Source organism: Streptomyces sp. NPDC027672, assembly GCF_055566335.1.
The window spans coordinates 141,374-157,338 of sequence record NZ_JBVHSO010000014.1 but is presented as its reverse complement, the minus strand read 5'-3'; the positions used below and the strand labels follow the sequence as shown (position 1 = coordinate 157,338).

Below are 15,965 nucleotides of genomic sequence, written 5' to 3'. Positions count from 1 at the left end.
CCCGGTCCAGCGCCGCCCGCAGCCCCGCGAGCGCCGTCTCGGGTGCCATCAGCGGCACCCCGCGCCGGCTCAGCACGGACTCGGCGCCCTCGGCGCCCGCCATGCCCGCGCCGCCCCACGCGCCCCAGGCCACGGACGTCGCCGGCAGACCCCGGCCGCGGCGGGCGCCGGCCAGGGCGTCCAGGAAGGCGTTGCCCGCCGCGTACGCCGCCTGCCCGGTGTTGCCCCACAGTCCCGCGCCGGAGGAGAACAGCACGAACGCCTGCGGTGACCGGCCGGGACCGCCGTCGAAGACGGCGTCGAGGGTGCGGGCGCCGGCCAGCTTGGCGGCGAGCACCTCCGCGATCTGCGCGGGCGCGTACTCGGTCAGCGCGGTCTCGGCGCCGATCGTGCCCGCCGCGTGCACCACCGTGTCCACCGGCTGCCCGGCGGGCAGCGCCGCGAGGACGCCCTCCAGCTCGGCCCGGTCGGTGATGTCGCAGGCGGCGATCGTCACCTCGGCGCCCAGCGCGCGCAGTTCCGCCGCCAGCTCCTGTGCTCCCGGCGCGGCGGGGCCCCGCCGGCTGAGCAGCACCAGGTGCTCCGTCCCCTGGGCGGCGAGCCAGCGCGCCACGTGCGCGCCGAGCGCTCCGGTCCCGCCGGTCACCAGGGCGCTGCCGGACGGTTTCCAGGTCCGCCGCACCGGTGTTCCGTGCAGGGGCGAGCGGACCAGCCGGCAGCCGCGCGGTCCGTCCGCGCGCAGGGCGAGCTGATCCTCGCCGCCGGCGTCGGCGAGCACCGCGGGCAGCCGGGACAGCGTCTCCTCGGACAGGGTGTCCGGCAGGTCGACCAGGCCGCCCCAGTGGTCCGGCCGCTCCAGCGCCGCGACCCGCCCGAGGCCCCAGACGGCCGCCTGCACGGGACGCCGTACCGGGTCGTCGGCACCGGTGGAGACGGCGCCCTGGGTGAGGACCCACACCGGAGCGTCCACCTTCGCGTCCTCCAGCGCCTGGAGGAGGACGGTGGTCAGGGCCAGCCCGCGCGGCAGCGGCGAGCCGTCCGTCACGGGCCGCTCGTCCAGGGCGAGGAGCGACACCACCCGGGCCGGCGGCTCGGCACCGGCGGCGTCGCCCAGCAGGCGGGCCAGCTCCTCCCGGCCGGTGCCCTCGCCGGTCACGAGGTGGCGGACCCGGTGTCCCGCCCGGCGGCAGGCCGCGAGGACCTCGTCCACCGGGCCGCCCGCGCCCTCGCCGGAGACGACCAGCCAGTCCTGCGCCGGACCGGCGGCGGCGCCGGACCCGGACAGCCGCGCCCACTCCACGCGGTAGCGGTGCTCGTCGACCCGGGCGTTGAGCCGGTCGGACTCCCCGGTACCGGCCGGCTGGAGCCAGTACCGCTCCCGCTGGAAGGCGTAGGTCGGCAGCGGCACCGCCCGCCCGCCGGCGACCACGGCCGCCCAGTCGACCGGGACACCCCGGACGTGTACCTCGGCGAGGGCGGCCAGCAGGGTGCGGGACCCGGGCTCGTCGCGGCGGGCCACGGCGGTGAACACGGTGTCGGGCGAGGCCGCACAGCTCGGGCCGAGCGCCGTGAGCACCGCGTCGGGGCCGAGTTCCAGGAAGGTGCCGGCCCCCTGCTCCTCCAGGGTCCGCACCGCGTCGTGGAACCGCACGGTCCGGCGGGCCTGGCGCACCCAGTAGTCCGGCGCGCACAGCTCCTCGGCCGTCACCAGGCCGCCGGTCGACGCCGACACGACGGCCAGGCGCGGCGCGTCGAGACGGACCCGGCCCACCACGGCGGCGAACTCCGCCAGCATCGGGTCCATCAGCGGCGAGTGGAACGCGTGGCTCACCCGCAGCCGGCGGGTGCGCCGGCCCTCGGCGGAGAAGCGGGCGGCCACCGCCGCCGCGGCCTCCTCGTGCCCGGCGACCACCACGGAGGACGGCCCGTTCACCGCAGCCAGGCCGGCGCCGTCCGTCAGCAGCGGGGCGACCTCCTCCTCGGTCGCCTCGATCGCGAACATGGCGCCGCCCGGCTCCAGCCGCTGCATCAGCCGGCCCCGGGCCGCCACCACGGCCGCCGCGTCGGCCAGCGAGAACACCCCGGCCACGTGCGCCGCCGCCAGCTCGCCGACGGAGTGCCCGGACACGTACCGCGGGCGCACCCCCCAGGACTCCACCAGCCGGTACAGCGCGACCTCGACCGCGAACAGGGCGGGCTGGGTCCAGCCGGTCCGGTCCAGCAGCCCCTCGGTGCCGGGCCGCCCGAAGACCACGTCCCGCAGCGGCCTGTCCAGGTGCGGGTCCAGCTCGGCGCAGACCTCGTCGAAGGCCCGCGCGTACGCCGGGTAGCGCTCGTACAGCTCCCGGCCCATCCCCGGCCACTGCGCGCCCTGGCCGGTGAACAGCACCGCCAGGGCGCCGTCCGCCGCCTCGCCGCGGGCGCCCGTGGCGGGCCGCTCGCCCCGGGAGAGGCGCAGCAGCCCGTCGGCCAGCTCGTCCCCGTCCGCCGCCACGACCACCGCGCGGTGCTCGAACACCGAGCGGGTCGTCGCCAGCGAGTACGCCACGTCGGGCAGCCGGGGCGCCGGACCCTCCGTCAGATACGCGTGCAGCCGCCGGGCCTGGCCGGCGAGCGCCTCCGCGCCGCGCCCCGACACGAGGTACGGCGCGACGGAGCCGCCCTCGGTGCCGGCCGTCGCCCCGGTGCCGGCCGGGTCGCCGGCGCCGTCGTCCGGGCCGGCCGCGGGCGCCTCCTCCAGCACCACGTGCGCGTTGGTGCCGCTGATCCCGAAGGAGGACACGGCCGCGCGCCGGGGCCGTCCCTCGTCCGGCCACGGCCGGTCGCCGGTCAGCAGCTCCACGGCACCGGCCGACCAGTCGACCTTCGTGCTGGCCCGCTCGGCGTGCAGGGTCCGCGGCAGCGTACGGTGCCGCAGCGCCTGCACCATCTTGATGACCCCGGCGACACCGGACGCGGCCTGGGTGTGGCCCAGGTTGGACTTCACCGAGCCCAGCCACACCGGGCGCTCCGCCGGGCGGCCCTGGCCGTACGTCGCGAGGATCGCCTGCGCCTCGATCGGGTCGCCCAGCGGCGTGCCCGTGCCGTGCCCCTCGACCACGTCGACCTCGGCCGCCGACAGCCCGGCGTCCTGGAGCGCCTGCCGGATCACCCGCTCCTGCGCCGGCCCGCTGGGCGCCGTCAGACCGCTGCTCGCCCCGTCCTGGTTCACCGCGCTGCCGCGCAGCACCGCCAGGATCCGGCGGTTGTTGCGGCGCGCGTCGGACAGCCGCTCCAGCAGCAGCACGCCCACGCCCTCGCTCCACCCGGCGCCGTCCGCCGAGTCGGCGAACGACTTGCACCGGCCGTCCTGGGCGAGGCCGCGCTGCCGGCTGAACTCCACGAAGGTGGCGGGCGTCGACATCACCGTCGCCCCGCCCGCGAAGGCCAGCGAGCAGTCGCCGCGGCGCAGCGCCTGCATGGCCAGGTGCAGCGCCACCAGGGACGAGGAGCACGCCGTGTCCACGGTGATCGCCGGACCCTCCAGGCCCAGGGCGTACGCCACGCGCCCGGAGGCCACGCTGCCGGCGCTGCCGGTGCCCAGGTAGCCCTCCACCCCGTCGGCGTCCAGGCCGGGCCGGGAGCCGTAGTCGTGGTACATGATCCCGGCGAACACCCCGGTCCCGGTTCCGCGCAGGGAGCGCGGATCGATCCCGGCGTGCTCCCCGGCCTCCCAGGAGGTCTCCAGCAGCAGCCGCTGCTGCGGATCCATGGCGAGCGCCTCACGCGGGGAGATCCCGAAGAAGGCGGCGTCGAACTCGGTGGCGTCGTACAGGAACCCGCCCTCGCGGACGTAGGAGGTTCCCGGCTCGTCCGGGTCGGACGAGAACAGGGACGCCAGGTCCCAGCCGCGGTCGGCGGGGAACCCGGACACCGCGTCGCGGCCCTCCAGCACCGCGTCCCACAGCTGCTCCGGGGAGCGCACCCCGGACGGGTAACGGCAGGCCATCCCGACGATGGCGATCGGCTCGACCGTGGCCTGGACCGCGCCGCGGAGCCGCTCGTTCTCCTTCAGCGAAGCCCGCAGCGCTTCGACCACCGCTTCCGGCGATGTGGCCATGAATCCTCCGTAACCGAATCCGAGATCAGAACGTGTCGCCGCCGAAAGCGGTGCGCACGAGGTCGTCGACGTCCATGGCGTCGATGCCGGCCTCCGCGGACGCCGGCGCGGGGTCCGCGGCGGGGTCCTGTCCGGCGAGCCGCAGCAGGTCCGCCAGGAGACCGGCCTGCTTGAACCGCGCCAGCGGGACCGAGGCGAGGACCTGGCGCAGGGTGTGCTCCTGGGCCTCGGACTCGGTGAGTTCGCGGCTCTCCGGGAACAGCCGGTCGCGGATGAAGCGGGCGGTGTTGGCGGGGGTCGCCTGGTCGAAGACGAGCGTCGCGGGCAGCGGCAGGCCGGTGGCGGCCCGCAGCCGGGTGCGCAGTTCCACCGCCGTCAGCGAGTCGAAGCCCATCTCCAGGAACCCGCGGGTGTCGGCGACCTCCTCGGGCGAGGCGAGGCCGAGCACCGTCGCCGCCTCCCGGCGGACCAGGCGCAGGACCGCCGGGTACCGCTCGCCGGCCGGGAGCGCGTTCACCTCGGCCAGGAACGTCCCGCCCGGGCCGTCGCCCGCGGCCGCGGCCGCGCGCCGCCCCGCCCGTACCAGCGAGCGCAGCGGTGCCGGGACCAGCTCGGGCCGGCCCGCCGCGAGCAGCGACGCCAGGTCGAGCCGCAGCGGCACCAGCGTGGCGTCCCCGGTGCCCAGCGCCGCGTCGAACAGGGCGAGGCCCTCCTCGGTGGGCAGCGGCCCGACCCCGGACCGGGCCATGCGCCGCAGGTCGGCGTCGGTCAGCGCCCGGGTGAGACCACTGCGCTGCTCCCACATGCCCCAGGCCAGCGAGGTGCCGGCCAGCCCCGTGGCCCGCCGCTCGTGGGCGAGCGCGTCGAGGAAGGCGTTGGCGGCCGCGTATCCGCCCTGGCCCGGGGTGCCCAGCACACCGGCGGCCGAGGAGAACAGGACGAACGCCGACAGGTCCGCGTCCCGGGTGAGTTCGTGCAGGTGCAGCGCGCCGTCCACCTTGGGCCGCAGCACCCCGTCGATCCGCTCCGGGGTCAGCGAGGTGACCACGCCGTCGTCCAGGACGCCGGCCGCGTGCACCACGCCGGTCAGCGGATGCGCGGCGGGTACGGCGCCGAGGACCGCGGCCAGCGCCGCCCGGTCGGCGACGTCGCAGGCCGCCACCGTGACCTCGGCGCCCGCCGCGCCCAGTTCCGCGACGAGTTCGGGCACGCCCTCGGCGCGCTCCCCGCTGCGGCTGGTCAGCAGCAGCCGGGTGACGCCGTGCGCGGTCACCAGGTGCCGGGCGACCAGTGCGCCGAGGCCGCTGGTGCCGCCGGTGACCAGCACGGTGCCGCCCGGTGCGAACGACACCGCCGGTTCCTGCGTGCCGGTGTCGGCGGCGCGGGCCAGGCGCACCGCGGACACCACGCCGTCGCGGACGACGAGTTGGGGTTCGCCGGACGCCAGCGCGGCGGCCAGCACCTGCCCGGAGGCGGCGGTGCCGTCCGTGTCCACCAGGGCGAACCGGCCCGGGTGCTCCGACTGCGCCGCCCGCACCAGGCCCCACAGCGGCGCCTGGCCCAGATCGGGCCGCTCGTCGCCGTCGCCGAGCGGCATCGCGCGGTGGGTGACGAAGACCAGCCGCGCGCCCTCGAACCGGTCGTCGGCGAGCCAGGCCCGCACCAGGGCGAGGGCCGCGTGCGTCGCGGTGTGCGCGGCGGCGGCGAGGTCACCGGCCGGCGCGGTCGCCGGGGCCGCCACGACGACGGCCTCGGGCAGCGGCGCGCCCTCGGTGACCGCGGCGGCCAGGGCGTCCAGGCCGGTGCGGGTGTCCACCTGCCGGCCGCCGGACTCCAGGACGGCGGCCAGGCCGCGGCCGGGCTCGCCGTCCGCGCCGGGTCCGGCGAGGACGGTCCAGGCACCCGCGGCCGCTTCGGTGGCCGCCGGCAGGGCCAGCGGTTCGCCGGTCACGCGGAACAGCGAACGGTGCCGGGCGCCACGGGCGCTGCCGAGGCGGTCGGCGGGCAGCGGACGCAGCAGCAGGGACTCCACCGACAGCACCGGCCGTCCGTCCGGGTCGACGGCCGTCACGCGGACCGTGTCCGGTCCCGCGGGCGTCAGCCGGACGCGCAGCGCCTCCGCCCCGGTCCGGTGCAGCCGGACGCCCTTCCAGGCGTAGGGCAGCCGCGGTTCGGCCGCGTCGGGCAGCAGTCCGCCGAGGACCACGCCGTGCAGGGCGGCGTCGAACAGCGCCGGATGCACACCGAACGTCCCGGCCTGCGCGGTGCCGGGCAGCCGTACCTCGGCGAGGACGTCCGCTCCGGAACGCCAGACCGCGCTCAGCCCCTGGAAGGCGGGGCCGTAGTCGAGACCGGTGGCGGCCAGGACGGCGTAGCCCGCCTCCAGCGGCACGGGTTCGGCGTCCGCCGGCGGCCACGCCGGCAACGGGTCCGCCGGTTCCGGTCCGCCGGCCGCGAGCACCCCGACGGCGTGCCGCAGCCACGGGGTGTCCGCGGGCGCGTCCTCGGCGCGGGAGTGCACCTCGACCGTTCCGCGGCCGGTGCCGTCGGGTCCGGTCACCGTCACCCGGAGCTGCACCGCGCTCCCCTCGTCCAGGACCAGGGGCTCCACCAGGGTCAGTTCCTCGACCAGGTCGTGGCCGCTCTCCTGGCAGGCCCGCAGGGCGAGTTCGACCAGGCCCGTGCCCGGGAAGACCACGGTGCCCAGCACCGCGTGGTCGGCCAGCCAGGGCTGGGCGCCGGCCGACAGCCGTCCGGCCAGGACGGTGCCGGTGGAGTCGGGCAGCGTGACGACGGCGCCGAGCAGCGGATGGTGCGCCGTGCCGAGGCCGGCGGCGGCCAGGTCGCCCGGCCCGTCGCCGCGCCGCAGCCAGTACCGGTCCCCGCCGAACGGGTACGTCGGCAGCCGGGTCTCCCGCGCGGCGGACGGCGGGAAGGCCCGCGCCCAGTCCACCTGGCCGCCGCAGGTGTGCAGTTGGGCGAGCGAGGCGAGGAAGCGCCGGGGGCCGCCGTCGTCGCGGCGCAGCGAGCCCACGGTCGTGCCGGCCGCGCCGGCGGCGTCCATGGTCTCCTGGATCGCCATGCCCAGCACGGGGTGCGGGCTGGCCTCGACGAACACGTCGTACCCGTCGTCCAGCAGCAGCCGGGTCACCGGCTCCAGCAGCACGGTCTGCCGCAGATTGCGGTACCAGTACGCGGCGTCCAGGCCGGCGGTGTCGATCCTGCCGCCGGTGACCGTGGAGTAGAACGGGACCTCGGCGGGCCGGGGCGCGATCGGCGCCAGCTCCCGCAGGATGTCGTCCCGCACCTCCTCCACGTGCGGCGAGTGCGAGGCGTAGTCGACGGGCAGCGTCCGGGTCCGCACCCCGTCCTGCGCGCACTGTGCCACCAGCTCCTGGAGGGCGTCCGGGTCACCGGAGACGACGGTGGAGGAGGCGCCGTTCACCGAGGCCACGGAGACCCGTCCGGTCCAGCGCTCCACCAGCGCCGACGCCTCGGCCTCGCCGAGGGCCACGGACACCATGCCGCCCTTGCCGGACAGCGCGCCCAGCGCCTTGCTGCGCAGCGCCACCGCCCGAGCGGCGTCGTCCAGGCTGAGCGCGCCCGCGACACAGGCCGCGGCGATCTCGCCCTGGCTGTGCCCCATCACGGCACCCGGCCGCACCCCGAAGGACTCCCACAGCCGGGCCAGGGAGACCATGACCGCGAACAGCGCCGGCTGGACCACGTCCACCCGCTCCAGCGACGGCGCCTGCCCGGCGCCGTGCAGCACCTCCGTCAGCGACCAGTCGACGTACGGCGCGAGAGCCGCCTCGCACTCGCGGATCCGCTCCGCGAACACCTCGCTGGCGGCGTACAGTTCCGCGGCCATGCCCGGCCACTGCGAGCCCTGGCCGGAGAAGACGAAGACCGTCCTCTCCCGGGCGCGGGCGGTGTCCCGGACCACGCCGTCGGCGTCCCGGCCCTCGGCCAGCGCGCCCAGCGCGTCCCGCAGTTCCCCGAGTCCGCCGCCGATGACGACGGCCCGGTGGTCGAGGGTGGCGCGGGCCGTGGCCAGGGCGTGGCCGATCCGGGCCGGGTCGGCGCCGGGCCGGTCGGCGAGGTGGTCCAGCAGCCGCCGGGCCTGCGCGCGCAGCGCCTCCTCGGTCTTCCCGGACAGCACCCACGGCACGACGGCCGGCTCCGGAGCGCCGGGCGAGGCGGCGGTGTCGTCCTCGTCCGGGACGGCGGCGGCCTCGGCCTGCTCCACGATGACGTGGGCGTTGGTGCCGCTGATGCCGAACGAGGAGACGGCGGCCCGCCGGGCCCGGCCGCTGTCCGGCCAGGGCCTGGTCTCGGTGAGCAGCGCCAGGCCGCTTCCCGTCCAGTCCACCTCGGGCGTCGGCCGGTCGACGTGCAGGGTGCGGGGCAGCACGCCGTGCCGCATCGCCGCCACCATCTTGATCAGTCCGGCCATGCCCGCGGCGGCCTGGGTGTGCCCGATGTTGGACTTCACCGAACCCAGCCACAGCGGCCGGCCGGCGTCCCGCTCCCGGCCGTACACCGCCGCCAGGGCCTGCGCCTCGATCGGGTCGCCGAGCCGGGTGCCGGTGCCGTGCGCCTCCACGGCGTCGACGTCGGCGGGGGTCAGCCGCGCGTCGGTCAGCGCCTGCCGGATCACCCGCTGCTGCGACGGCCCGTTCGGCGCGGTCAGCCCGTTGCTGGCGCCGTCGGAGTTGACCGCCGTACCGCGGACGAGGGCGAGCACCGGGTGGCCGTTGCGCCGGGCGTCGGAGAGCCGCTCCAGCAGCAGCGTGCCGACGCCCTCGCCCCAGCCGGTGCCGTCCGCCGCGGCGGCGAACGCCTTGCACCGGCCGTCGGGGGACAGGCCGCGCTGGCGGCTGAACTCCAGGAAGATGTCGGGCACGGCCATCACGGCGGCGGCACCGGCCAGGGCGAGGGAGCACTCGCCGCGCCGCAGGGACTGCACCGCCAGGTGCAGCGCCACCAGCGACGAGGAGCAGGCGGTGTCGATCGTCACCGCCGGGCCCTCCACCCCGTAGGCGTAGGCGATACGGCCGGACATGACGCTCGCCGTGCTGCCGGTCAGCAGATAGCCGCCGAGGTCGTCCGGGGCCTGCCGCGGGTCCGAGGGGTAGCCCTGGGACGCGGCGCCGACGAACACGCCGACCTGGTCGCCCTTGAGCGAGGTCGGGTCGATGCCGGCCCGCTCCAGCGCCTCCCAGGAGGTCTCCAGGAGCAGCCGCTGCTGGGGGTCCATGGCCAGCGCCTCGCGGGGGCTGATCCCGAACAGGGCCGCGTCGAACCGCGCGGCGTCGTCGAGGAAGCCGCCCACCCGCACGTACGTGGTGCCGGGCCGGGTGCCGTCCGGGTCGTACAGGCTGTCGGTGTCCCAGCCGCGGTCGGCCGGGAACGGTCCGACCGTGTCGGCCTCCTCGGCCACCAGCCGCCACAGATCCTCCGGGGTCGCCACGCCCCCGGGATAGCGGCAGCTCATCGAGACGATCGCGATCGGGTCGTCGTCCACCGGCCCGCGCGGCGCGGCGACGGCCGGCGCCGCCTCGGCGGCGGCGCCCAGCACCTCCGTGCGCAGGTGGCGGGCGAGTTCGGCCGGCGTCGGGTAGTCGAAGACGACCGTGGAGGACAACTGCGCCGCGGCGGCCTGGCCGAGGCGGTTGCGCAGCTCCACCGCGGTCAGCGAGTCGAAGCCCAGCTCCTTGAAGGTGCGGTCGGCGGCCACCGTGGCGCCGTCGGCGTGTCCCAGGACGGTCGCCGCCTGCTCGCGCACCAGGTCCAGCAGGAGCCGTTCGGCCTGCGCCGGCGGCAGCGGGGCCAGCCGGTCGCGCAGCGGCGCGCCGGCGGCCGGGCCGCCCGCGGCGCGGCCGGCCCGGGGCCGGGGCTTGCCGGCCAGCCCGCGCAGCAGGTACGGCACGTCCTCGGGCGTGCCGCGGCGCAGCGCCGCCGGGTCGGTCCGGGCCGGCACCAGGACGGCCTCCGCGGTGCCGAGGGCGGCGTCGAACAGGTCCAGCCCCTCCGCCTCGGTGAGCGGGACCAGCCCGGTGCGGCCCAGCCGGACCAGGTCCACCTCGGCGAGGCCGCCGAGCATGCTCTCGGAGTGGCCCCACGGTCCCCAGGCCAGCGACACCGCCGGGCGGCCGGCCGCCCGGCGGTGGTGGGCCAGGGCGTCCAGCAGGGCGTTGGCCGCCGCGTAGTTCGCCTGGCCGGCCCCGCCGAGGAGACCGGAGGTGGAGGAGAAGAGCACGAAGGCCGCCAGGTCGGCGGAGCGGGTGAGGTCGTCCAGCAGCAGCGCCGCGTCGGCCTTGGCCCGCAGGACGGTGTCCAGCCGTTCGGGGGTGAGCGAGGTGAGGACACCGTCGTCCAGGACGCCCGCCGTGTGCACCACCGCGGTCAGCGGATGGGCGGCGGGCACGGCGGCCAGCAGGCGTTCCAGCGCGGCCCGGTCGGAGACGTCGCAGTCCGTCACGGTCACGGTGGCGCCCCGGGCCTCCAGGTCGGCCGCCAGCTCGGCCGCGCCCGGTGCCGCGGCGCCCCGGCGGCTGACCAGCAGCAGCCGGCGTGCCCCGTGGCGCTCCACCAGCCGGCGGGCGACCGCCGAACCGAGCGCGCCGGTGCCGCCCGTGATCAGCACGGTGCCGTCCGGGTCGAGCGGGGCCGGCACGGTGAGCACCACCTTGCCGATGTGCCGTGCCTGGCTGAGGAAGCGCAGCGCCTCGACGGCGTGGCGCACGTCCCAGGAGGTCACCGGCGGCAGCCGCAGGGCTCCCTCGCCGAACAGCGCGAGCAGCGCGTCCAGCATCTCCCGGATGCGTCCGGCCCCGGCGTCGACCAGGTCGAAGGCCCGGTAGCGGGCCCCGTCGTGCGCGGCGGCGACCGCTTCGGCGTCCCGGACGTCGGTCTTGCCCATCTCCAGGAACCGGCCGCCGGGTGCCAGCAGCCGCAAGGACGCGTCCACGTACTCCCCGGCCAGGGAGTTCAGCACCACGTCCACGCCCCGGCCGCCGCCCGCCTCCCGGAACTTCTCCTCGAACTCCAGGGACCGGGAGGAGGCGATGTGGCGGTCGTCGAGACCCAGGGCGCGCAGCGCGTCCCACTTCGCGGGGCTCGCCGTCGCGTACACCTCGGCGCCGAGGTGCCGGGCCAGTTGCACGGCGGCCATGCCGACGCCGCCGGCTCCCGCGTGCACCAGCACCGATTCGCCGGGCCGCAGGCCGCCCAGGTCGACCAGCGCGTAGTAGGCGGTGAGGAAGACCGCCGGCACGGCCGCGGCCTCGGTGAAGGACCAGCCGTCCGGGACCCGGGCGACCATGCGGTGATCGGTCACGGCGACCGGACCGATGCCGCCGAAGATCATGCCCATGACCCGGTCCCCGGGCGTGAGACCGCGGACGCCGGGGCCGGTCTCCAGGACAACGCCCGCGCCCTCGACGCCGAGCGCTCCGGCCTCGCCGGGGTACATGCCCAGGGCGTTGAGCGCGTCGCGGAAGTTCAGGCCCGCGGCGCGCACGCCCACCCGTATCTCGCCCTCGGCCAGCGGCTCGCCGGCCCGCGGGTACGGCGTGAGGGCCAGCCCCTCCAGCGTGCCGCGCCGCTCGGAGTCCAGCCGCCAGGCCGGCTCCCGCGGCACCGCGAGGGCCTGCCCGGCGTGCGGCCGGGCCAGCAGCGGGGCCAGCGGCTCGCCCTGCCGGACGGCGAGCTGCGGCTCACCGGAGCGGACGGCGGCGGCCAGGGCCGCGTACGACCGCGGGTCGCCGTCGAGGTCGATCAGCGCGAACCGGCCGGGGTGCTCCGACTGGGCGGTGCGCAGCAGTCCCCACACGGCGCTGTGCGGCAGATCGGCGATCCGCTCGTCACCGGCGGCGACGGCCCGGTGGGTCACCACGACCAGCCGGGAGTCCGCCGCGTTCTCCCGGGCGAGCCAGCCGCGGGCGAGGTCGAGCGCCTGGTGGGCCGCCGCGCGCACGGCGTCGGCGCGGTCGGCCGCCGGACCGGTGGCGGTGAGCGGCAGCAGCACCACGGCGGGGGCGGCGCCCTCGTCCGCCGCCCGGGACAGCGCGGCCAGGTCCGGGTACCGGGACACCGTGCCCTCGCCCAGGTACGCCGCGATGCCGGGCGTGTCGGGTCCCACCACCGCCCAGTCCGGCGCGGCTTCGCCGGCGGCGGGCTGCCGCGCCGGCTCCCAGCGCAGCTCGAACAGGCGGTCGCGGGCGGCGGCGTCCCCGCCGGGCGCGGCCGGACGCAGCACGAGCGCCTCGGCGGACAGCACGGTACGGCCGGTGCCGTCGGCGGCGAGCACGGACACCGCGTCCGTGCCCGCGGGGGCCAGCCGGGCCCGCAGCTCCGCGGCGCCCGCGGCGTGCCGGCGCACGCCCCGCCAGGAGAACGGCAGCCGGGCCTGGTCCCAGGCGCCGCCCGTGACGTTCAGCGCGACCCCGTGCAGGGCGCTGTCCAGCAGCGCCGGGTGGAGCCCGAAGTCCGCGGTGTCCGCGCCGTCCGGCAGCGCGGCCTCCACGAACAGCTCCGCGCCCCGCCGCCAGGCCGCGCGCAGCCCCTGGAACAGGGGACCGTAGTCGAGGCCGGTCTCGGCCATCACGGCGTACAGCGCCTCGGTGTCGACCGGCTCGGTGCCGGCCGGCGGCCACACGCCGAACTCCTCGGTGGCCACGGGCGACTCGTCCGGCGCGAGCAGACCGGTGGCGTGCGCCGTCCACGGCTCGTCGTCGTCCCCGCCGTCCGGGCGCGCGTGCACGCTCAGCGGGCGCCGCCCGGAGTCGTCGGCCGCGCCCACGCGCACCTGGAGCAGCACCCCGCCCCGCTCGGGCAGCGGCAGCGGCGCGTGCAGGGTCAGCTCCGCCAGCAGGCCGAGGCCGATCCGCTCGCCCGCGTGCAGCGCCAGGTCCAGGAACGCGGTGCCCGGCAGCAGCGCCCGGCCGAACACGCTGTGGTCCAGCACCCAGCCGTGCGCCTCGGCCGACAGCCGGCCGGTGAAGAGCAGTTCGTCGGCGTCGGCCGGCGCCACCACGGCACCGAGCAGCGGATGGCCGGCCGTGCCGAGCCCGGCGCTGCCCACGGCCGCCGCGGCGGCGGGCGGGGTCAGCCAGTAGCGCGTGGTCTGGAAGGGGTAGACGGGCAGTTCGACCGGGCGCGCCCCGGTCCCGGCGTAGAACGCCGTCCAGTCCACCGCGACACCGCGCGTGTGCAGCCAGGCCAGGGCGTCGGTGACGGACAGCTCCTCGGCCCGGTCGGAACGCAGGGTCGCGCTCAGCGCGGCGTCCTCGGCGGTGACGCTGTCCTGCCCCGTCGCCGCGAGCACACCGCCGGGGCCCAGCTCCAGGAACGTGCGGACACCGGCGGCCTCCATGGCCCGTACGGCGTCCGCGAACCGCACCGTGCCCCGGGCGTGCCGCACCCAGTACTCGGGGTCGCGGATCTCCTCGGCCGTCACCTCGCGGCCGGTCAGGGTGGAGACGACGGGCAGGTGCGGAGCGGAGAACGTCAGCCGCGCGACCACCGCGCGGAAGTCCGCCAGCATCGGGTCGATCAGCGGCGAGTGGAAGGCGTGGCTGACGGTCAGCCGCCGGGTCTTGCGGCCCTGGCGCGCGAAGTGGCCGGCGATCTCGTCCACCGCGTCCTCGGCGCCGGCCACGACCACCGCGGACGGCCCGTTCACCGCGGCGAGGTCCGCCCGGTCCGCGCGCTCCGCCAGCAGGGGCCGCACCTCGTCCTCGCCGGCCTGCACCGCCACCATGGCGCCGCCCTCGGGCAGGGCCTGCATCAGCCGGCCGCGCGCGGCCACCAGCGTCGCGGCGTCCGCCAGCGACAGCACGCCCGCGGCGTGCGCGGCGCTCACCTCGCCGACGGAGTGGCCCGCGAGCCGGTCCGGGCGCACGCCCCAGCGGGTCAGCAGCCGGAAGAGCGCCACCTCCACCGCGAACAGCGCGGGCTGCGTGTACGCGGTGCGGTCCAGCGTCCCGTCGTCCGTGTCGGCGAACACCACCTCGCGCAGCGGCCGGTCCAGGTGCGGGTCCAGGGCGGCGCACACCTCGTCGAACGCCTCGGCGAACACGGGCGAGGCCGCGTACAGCGCGCGGCCCATGCCCACCCGCTGGCTGCCCTGCCCGGTGAACAGGAAGCCCAGTTTGCCGCGGCCGGCGGTGCCGAGGGTCACCCGCGGGTCGGCGCGGTCCTCGGCCAGGGCGGCCAGCGCCCGGGTGAACGCCTCGCCGTCGTCCGCGACGATCGCGGCCCGGTGCGGGAACGCCGAGCGGGTGGTGGCCAGGGAGTACCCGACGTCGGCCGCCGCCGGCTCGCGCTCGGCGAGCCAGGACAGCAGCCGCCCGGCCTGCTCCCGCAGCGCCTGCGGGGTGCGGGCGGAGAGCAGCCACGGCACCGTGCGCGGCGGCGTGCCGGCCCCGGCCGCCGGGGTCTCGTCGCCGGCCTCGGGGGTCTCGTCGCCGGCGGCGGGCGGCTCTTCGAGGATCAGGTGGGCGTTGGTGCCGCTGATCCCGAACGAGGACACCCCGGCCCGGCGCGGGCGGTCCGCCGCCGGCCACGGTACGGCCTCGGTCAGCAGCTCGATGTTCCCCGCGGACCAGTCCACGTGCGGGGTCGGGGCGTCGACGTGCAGGGTCCGCGGCAGCAGGCCGTGCCGCATCGCCAGGACCAGCTTGATGACCCCCGCGACCCCGGCCGCGGCCTGGGTGTGGCCGATGTTGGACTTCACCGAGCCCAGCCACAGCGGCTGCGTGCGCCGCCTGCCGTAGGTGGCCAGCAGCGCCTGCGCCTCGATCGGGTCGCCCAGCTTCGTGCCGGTGCCGTGCGCCTCGACCGCGTCGACGTCGTCCGCGGCCAGGCCGGCGTCCGCCAGTGCCTGCTGGATGACCCGCTGCTGCGCGGGACCGTTCGGCGCGGCGAGGCCGTTGCTCGCCCCGTCCTGGTTCGTCGCGCTGCCGCGTACGACGGCCAGCACCCGGTGGCCGAGCCGGCGGGCGTCGGACAGCCGCTCCAGCAGCAGGACGCCGACGCCCTCGGCCAGGCCGGTGCCGTCGGCCGACGCCGCGAAGGACCGGCAGCGGCCGTCCTGGGACAGCCCGCGCTGCCGGCTGAAGCCCATGAGCTGCGACGGCGTGGTCATCAGGGTGACACCACCGGCGAGCGCGAGGGTGCACTCGTCGCGGCGCAGCGCCTGGCAGGCGGAGTGGATCGCCACCAGCGACGCCGAACACGCGGTGTCGAAGGTGACCGCCGGGCCCTCAAGACCCAGCGTGTACGCGATGCGGCCGGAGAGCACGCTCGCCGCTCCCGCGGTGAGGAAATAGCCTTCGTACTCGCCGAGTTCTGCCGTCCGGACCCGGGTCGCGTAGTCCTGGAACGCGGCTCCCACGTAGACGCCGGTACGGCTGCCGTGCAGGGACGCCGGGTCGATCCCGGCGCGCTCCACGGTCTCCCACGCCGTCTGCAGCAGCAGCCGCTGCTGCGGGTCCATGGCCACCGCCTCGCGCGGGCTGATCCCGAAGAACTCCGCGTCGAACCCGGCGACGTCGGTGAGGAACCCGCCCTGGCGGGTGTACACCGTGCCCGGGGTGTCCGGGTCCGGGTCGAACAGGGCGTCCAGGTCCCAGCCCCGGTCGGCCGGCAGGTCCGAGACCGCGTCCTCGCCGGCCGCGACGAGCCGCCAGAAGTCGTCGGGCGTCGCCACGCCGCCGGGCAGGCGGCAGCCCATCCCCACGATGGCGATCGGCTCCCGCGCCGCAGCGATCAGCTCTTCGTTCTCCTGTCGCAGCCGCTCCGTCTCCTTCACGGACGCGCGCAGCGCATCGACGAGTTTCTCCGGCGACGTGGCCATGTC

General features: G+C 77.4%; 1 protein-coding gene and 1 pseudogene. Both read right to left on the bottom strand.

What is annotated here, in order from left to right; all coding sequences use genetic code 11:
- Positions 1 to 172: 172 nt before the first annotated feature.
- Positions 173 to 4,066 (bottom strand): annotated as a pseudogene (locus ACZ4SV_RS29510) (type I polyketide synthase); the annotation flags it as partial.
- Between the two features lie 58 nt (positions 4,067 to 4,124).
- Positions 4,125 to 15,962, bottom strand: a complete 11,838-nt coding sequence (locus ACZ4SV_RS29505) for an SDR family NAD(P)-dependent oxidoreductase (RefSeq protein WP_468007816.1) — start codon at positions 15,960 to 15,962, stop codon at positions 4,125 to 4,127.
- Positions 15,963 to 15,965: the final 3 nt, after the last annotated feature.

What these genes read in the sequence shown, in the direction of transcription:
- ACZ4SV_RS29505 (WP_468007816.1), bottom strand. Translation starts at nt 15,962, where the DNA reads ATGGCCACGTCGCCGGAGAAACTCGTCGATGCGCTGCGCGCGTCCGTG.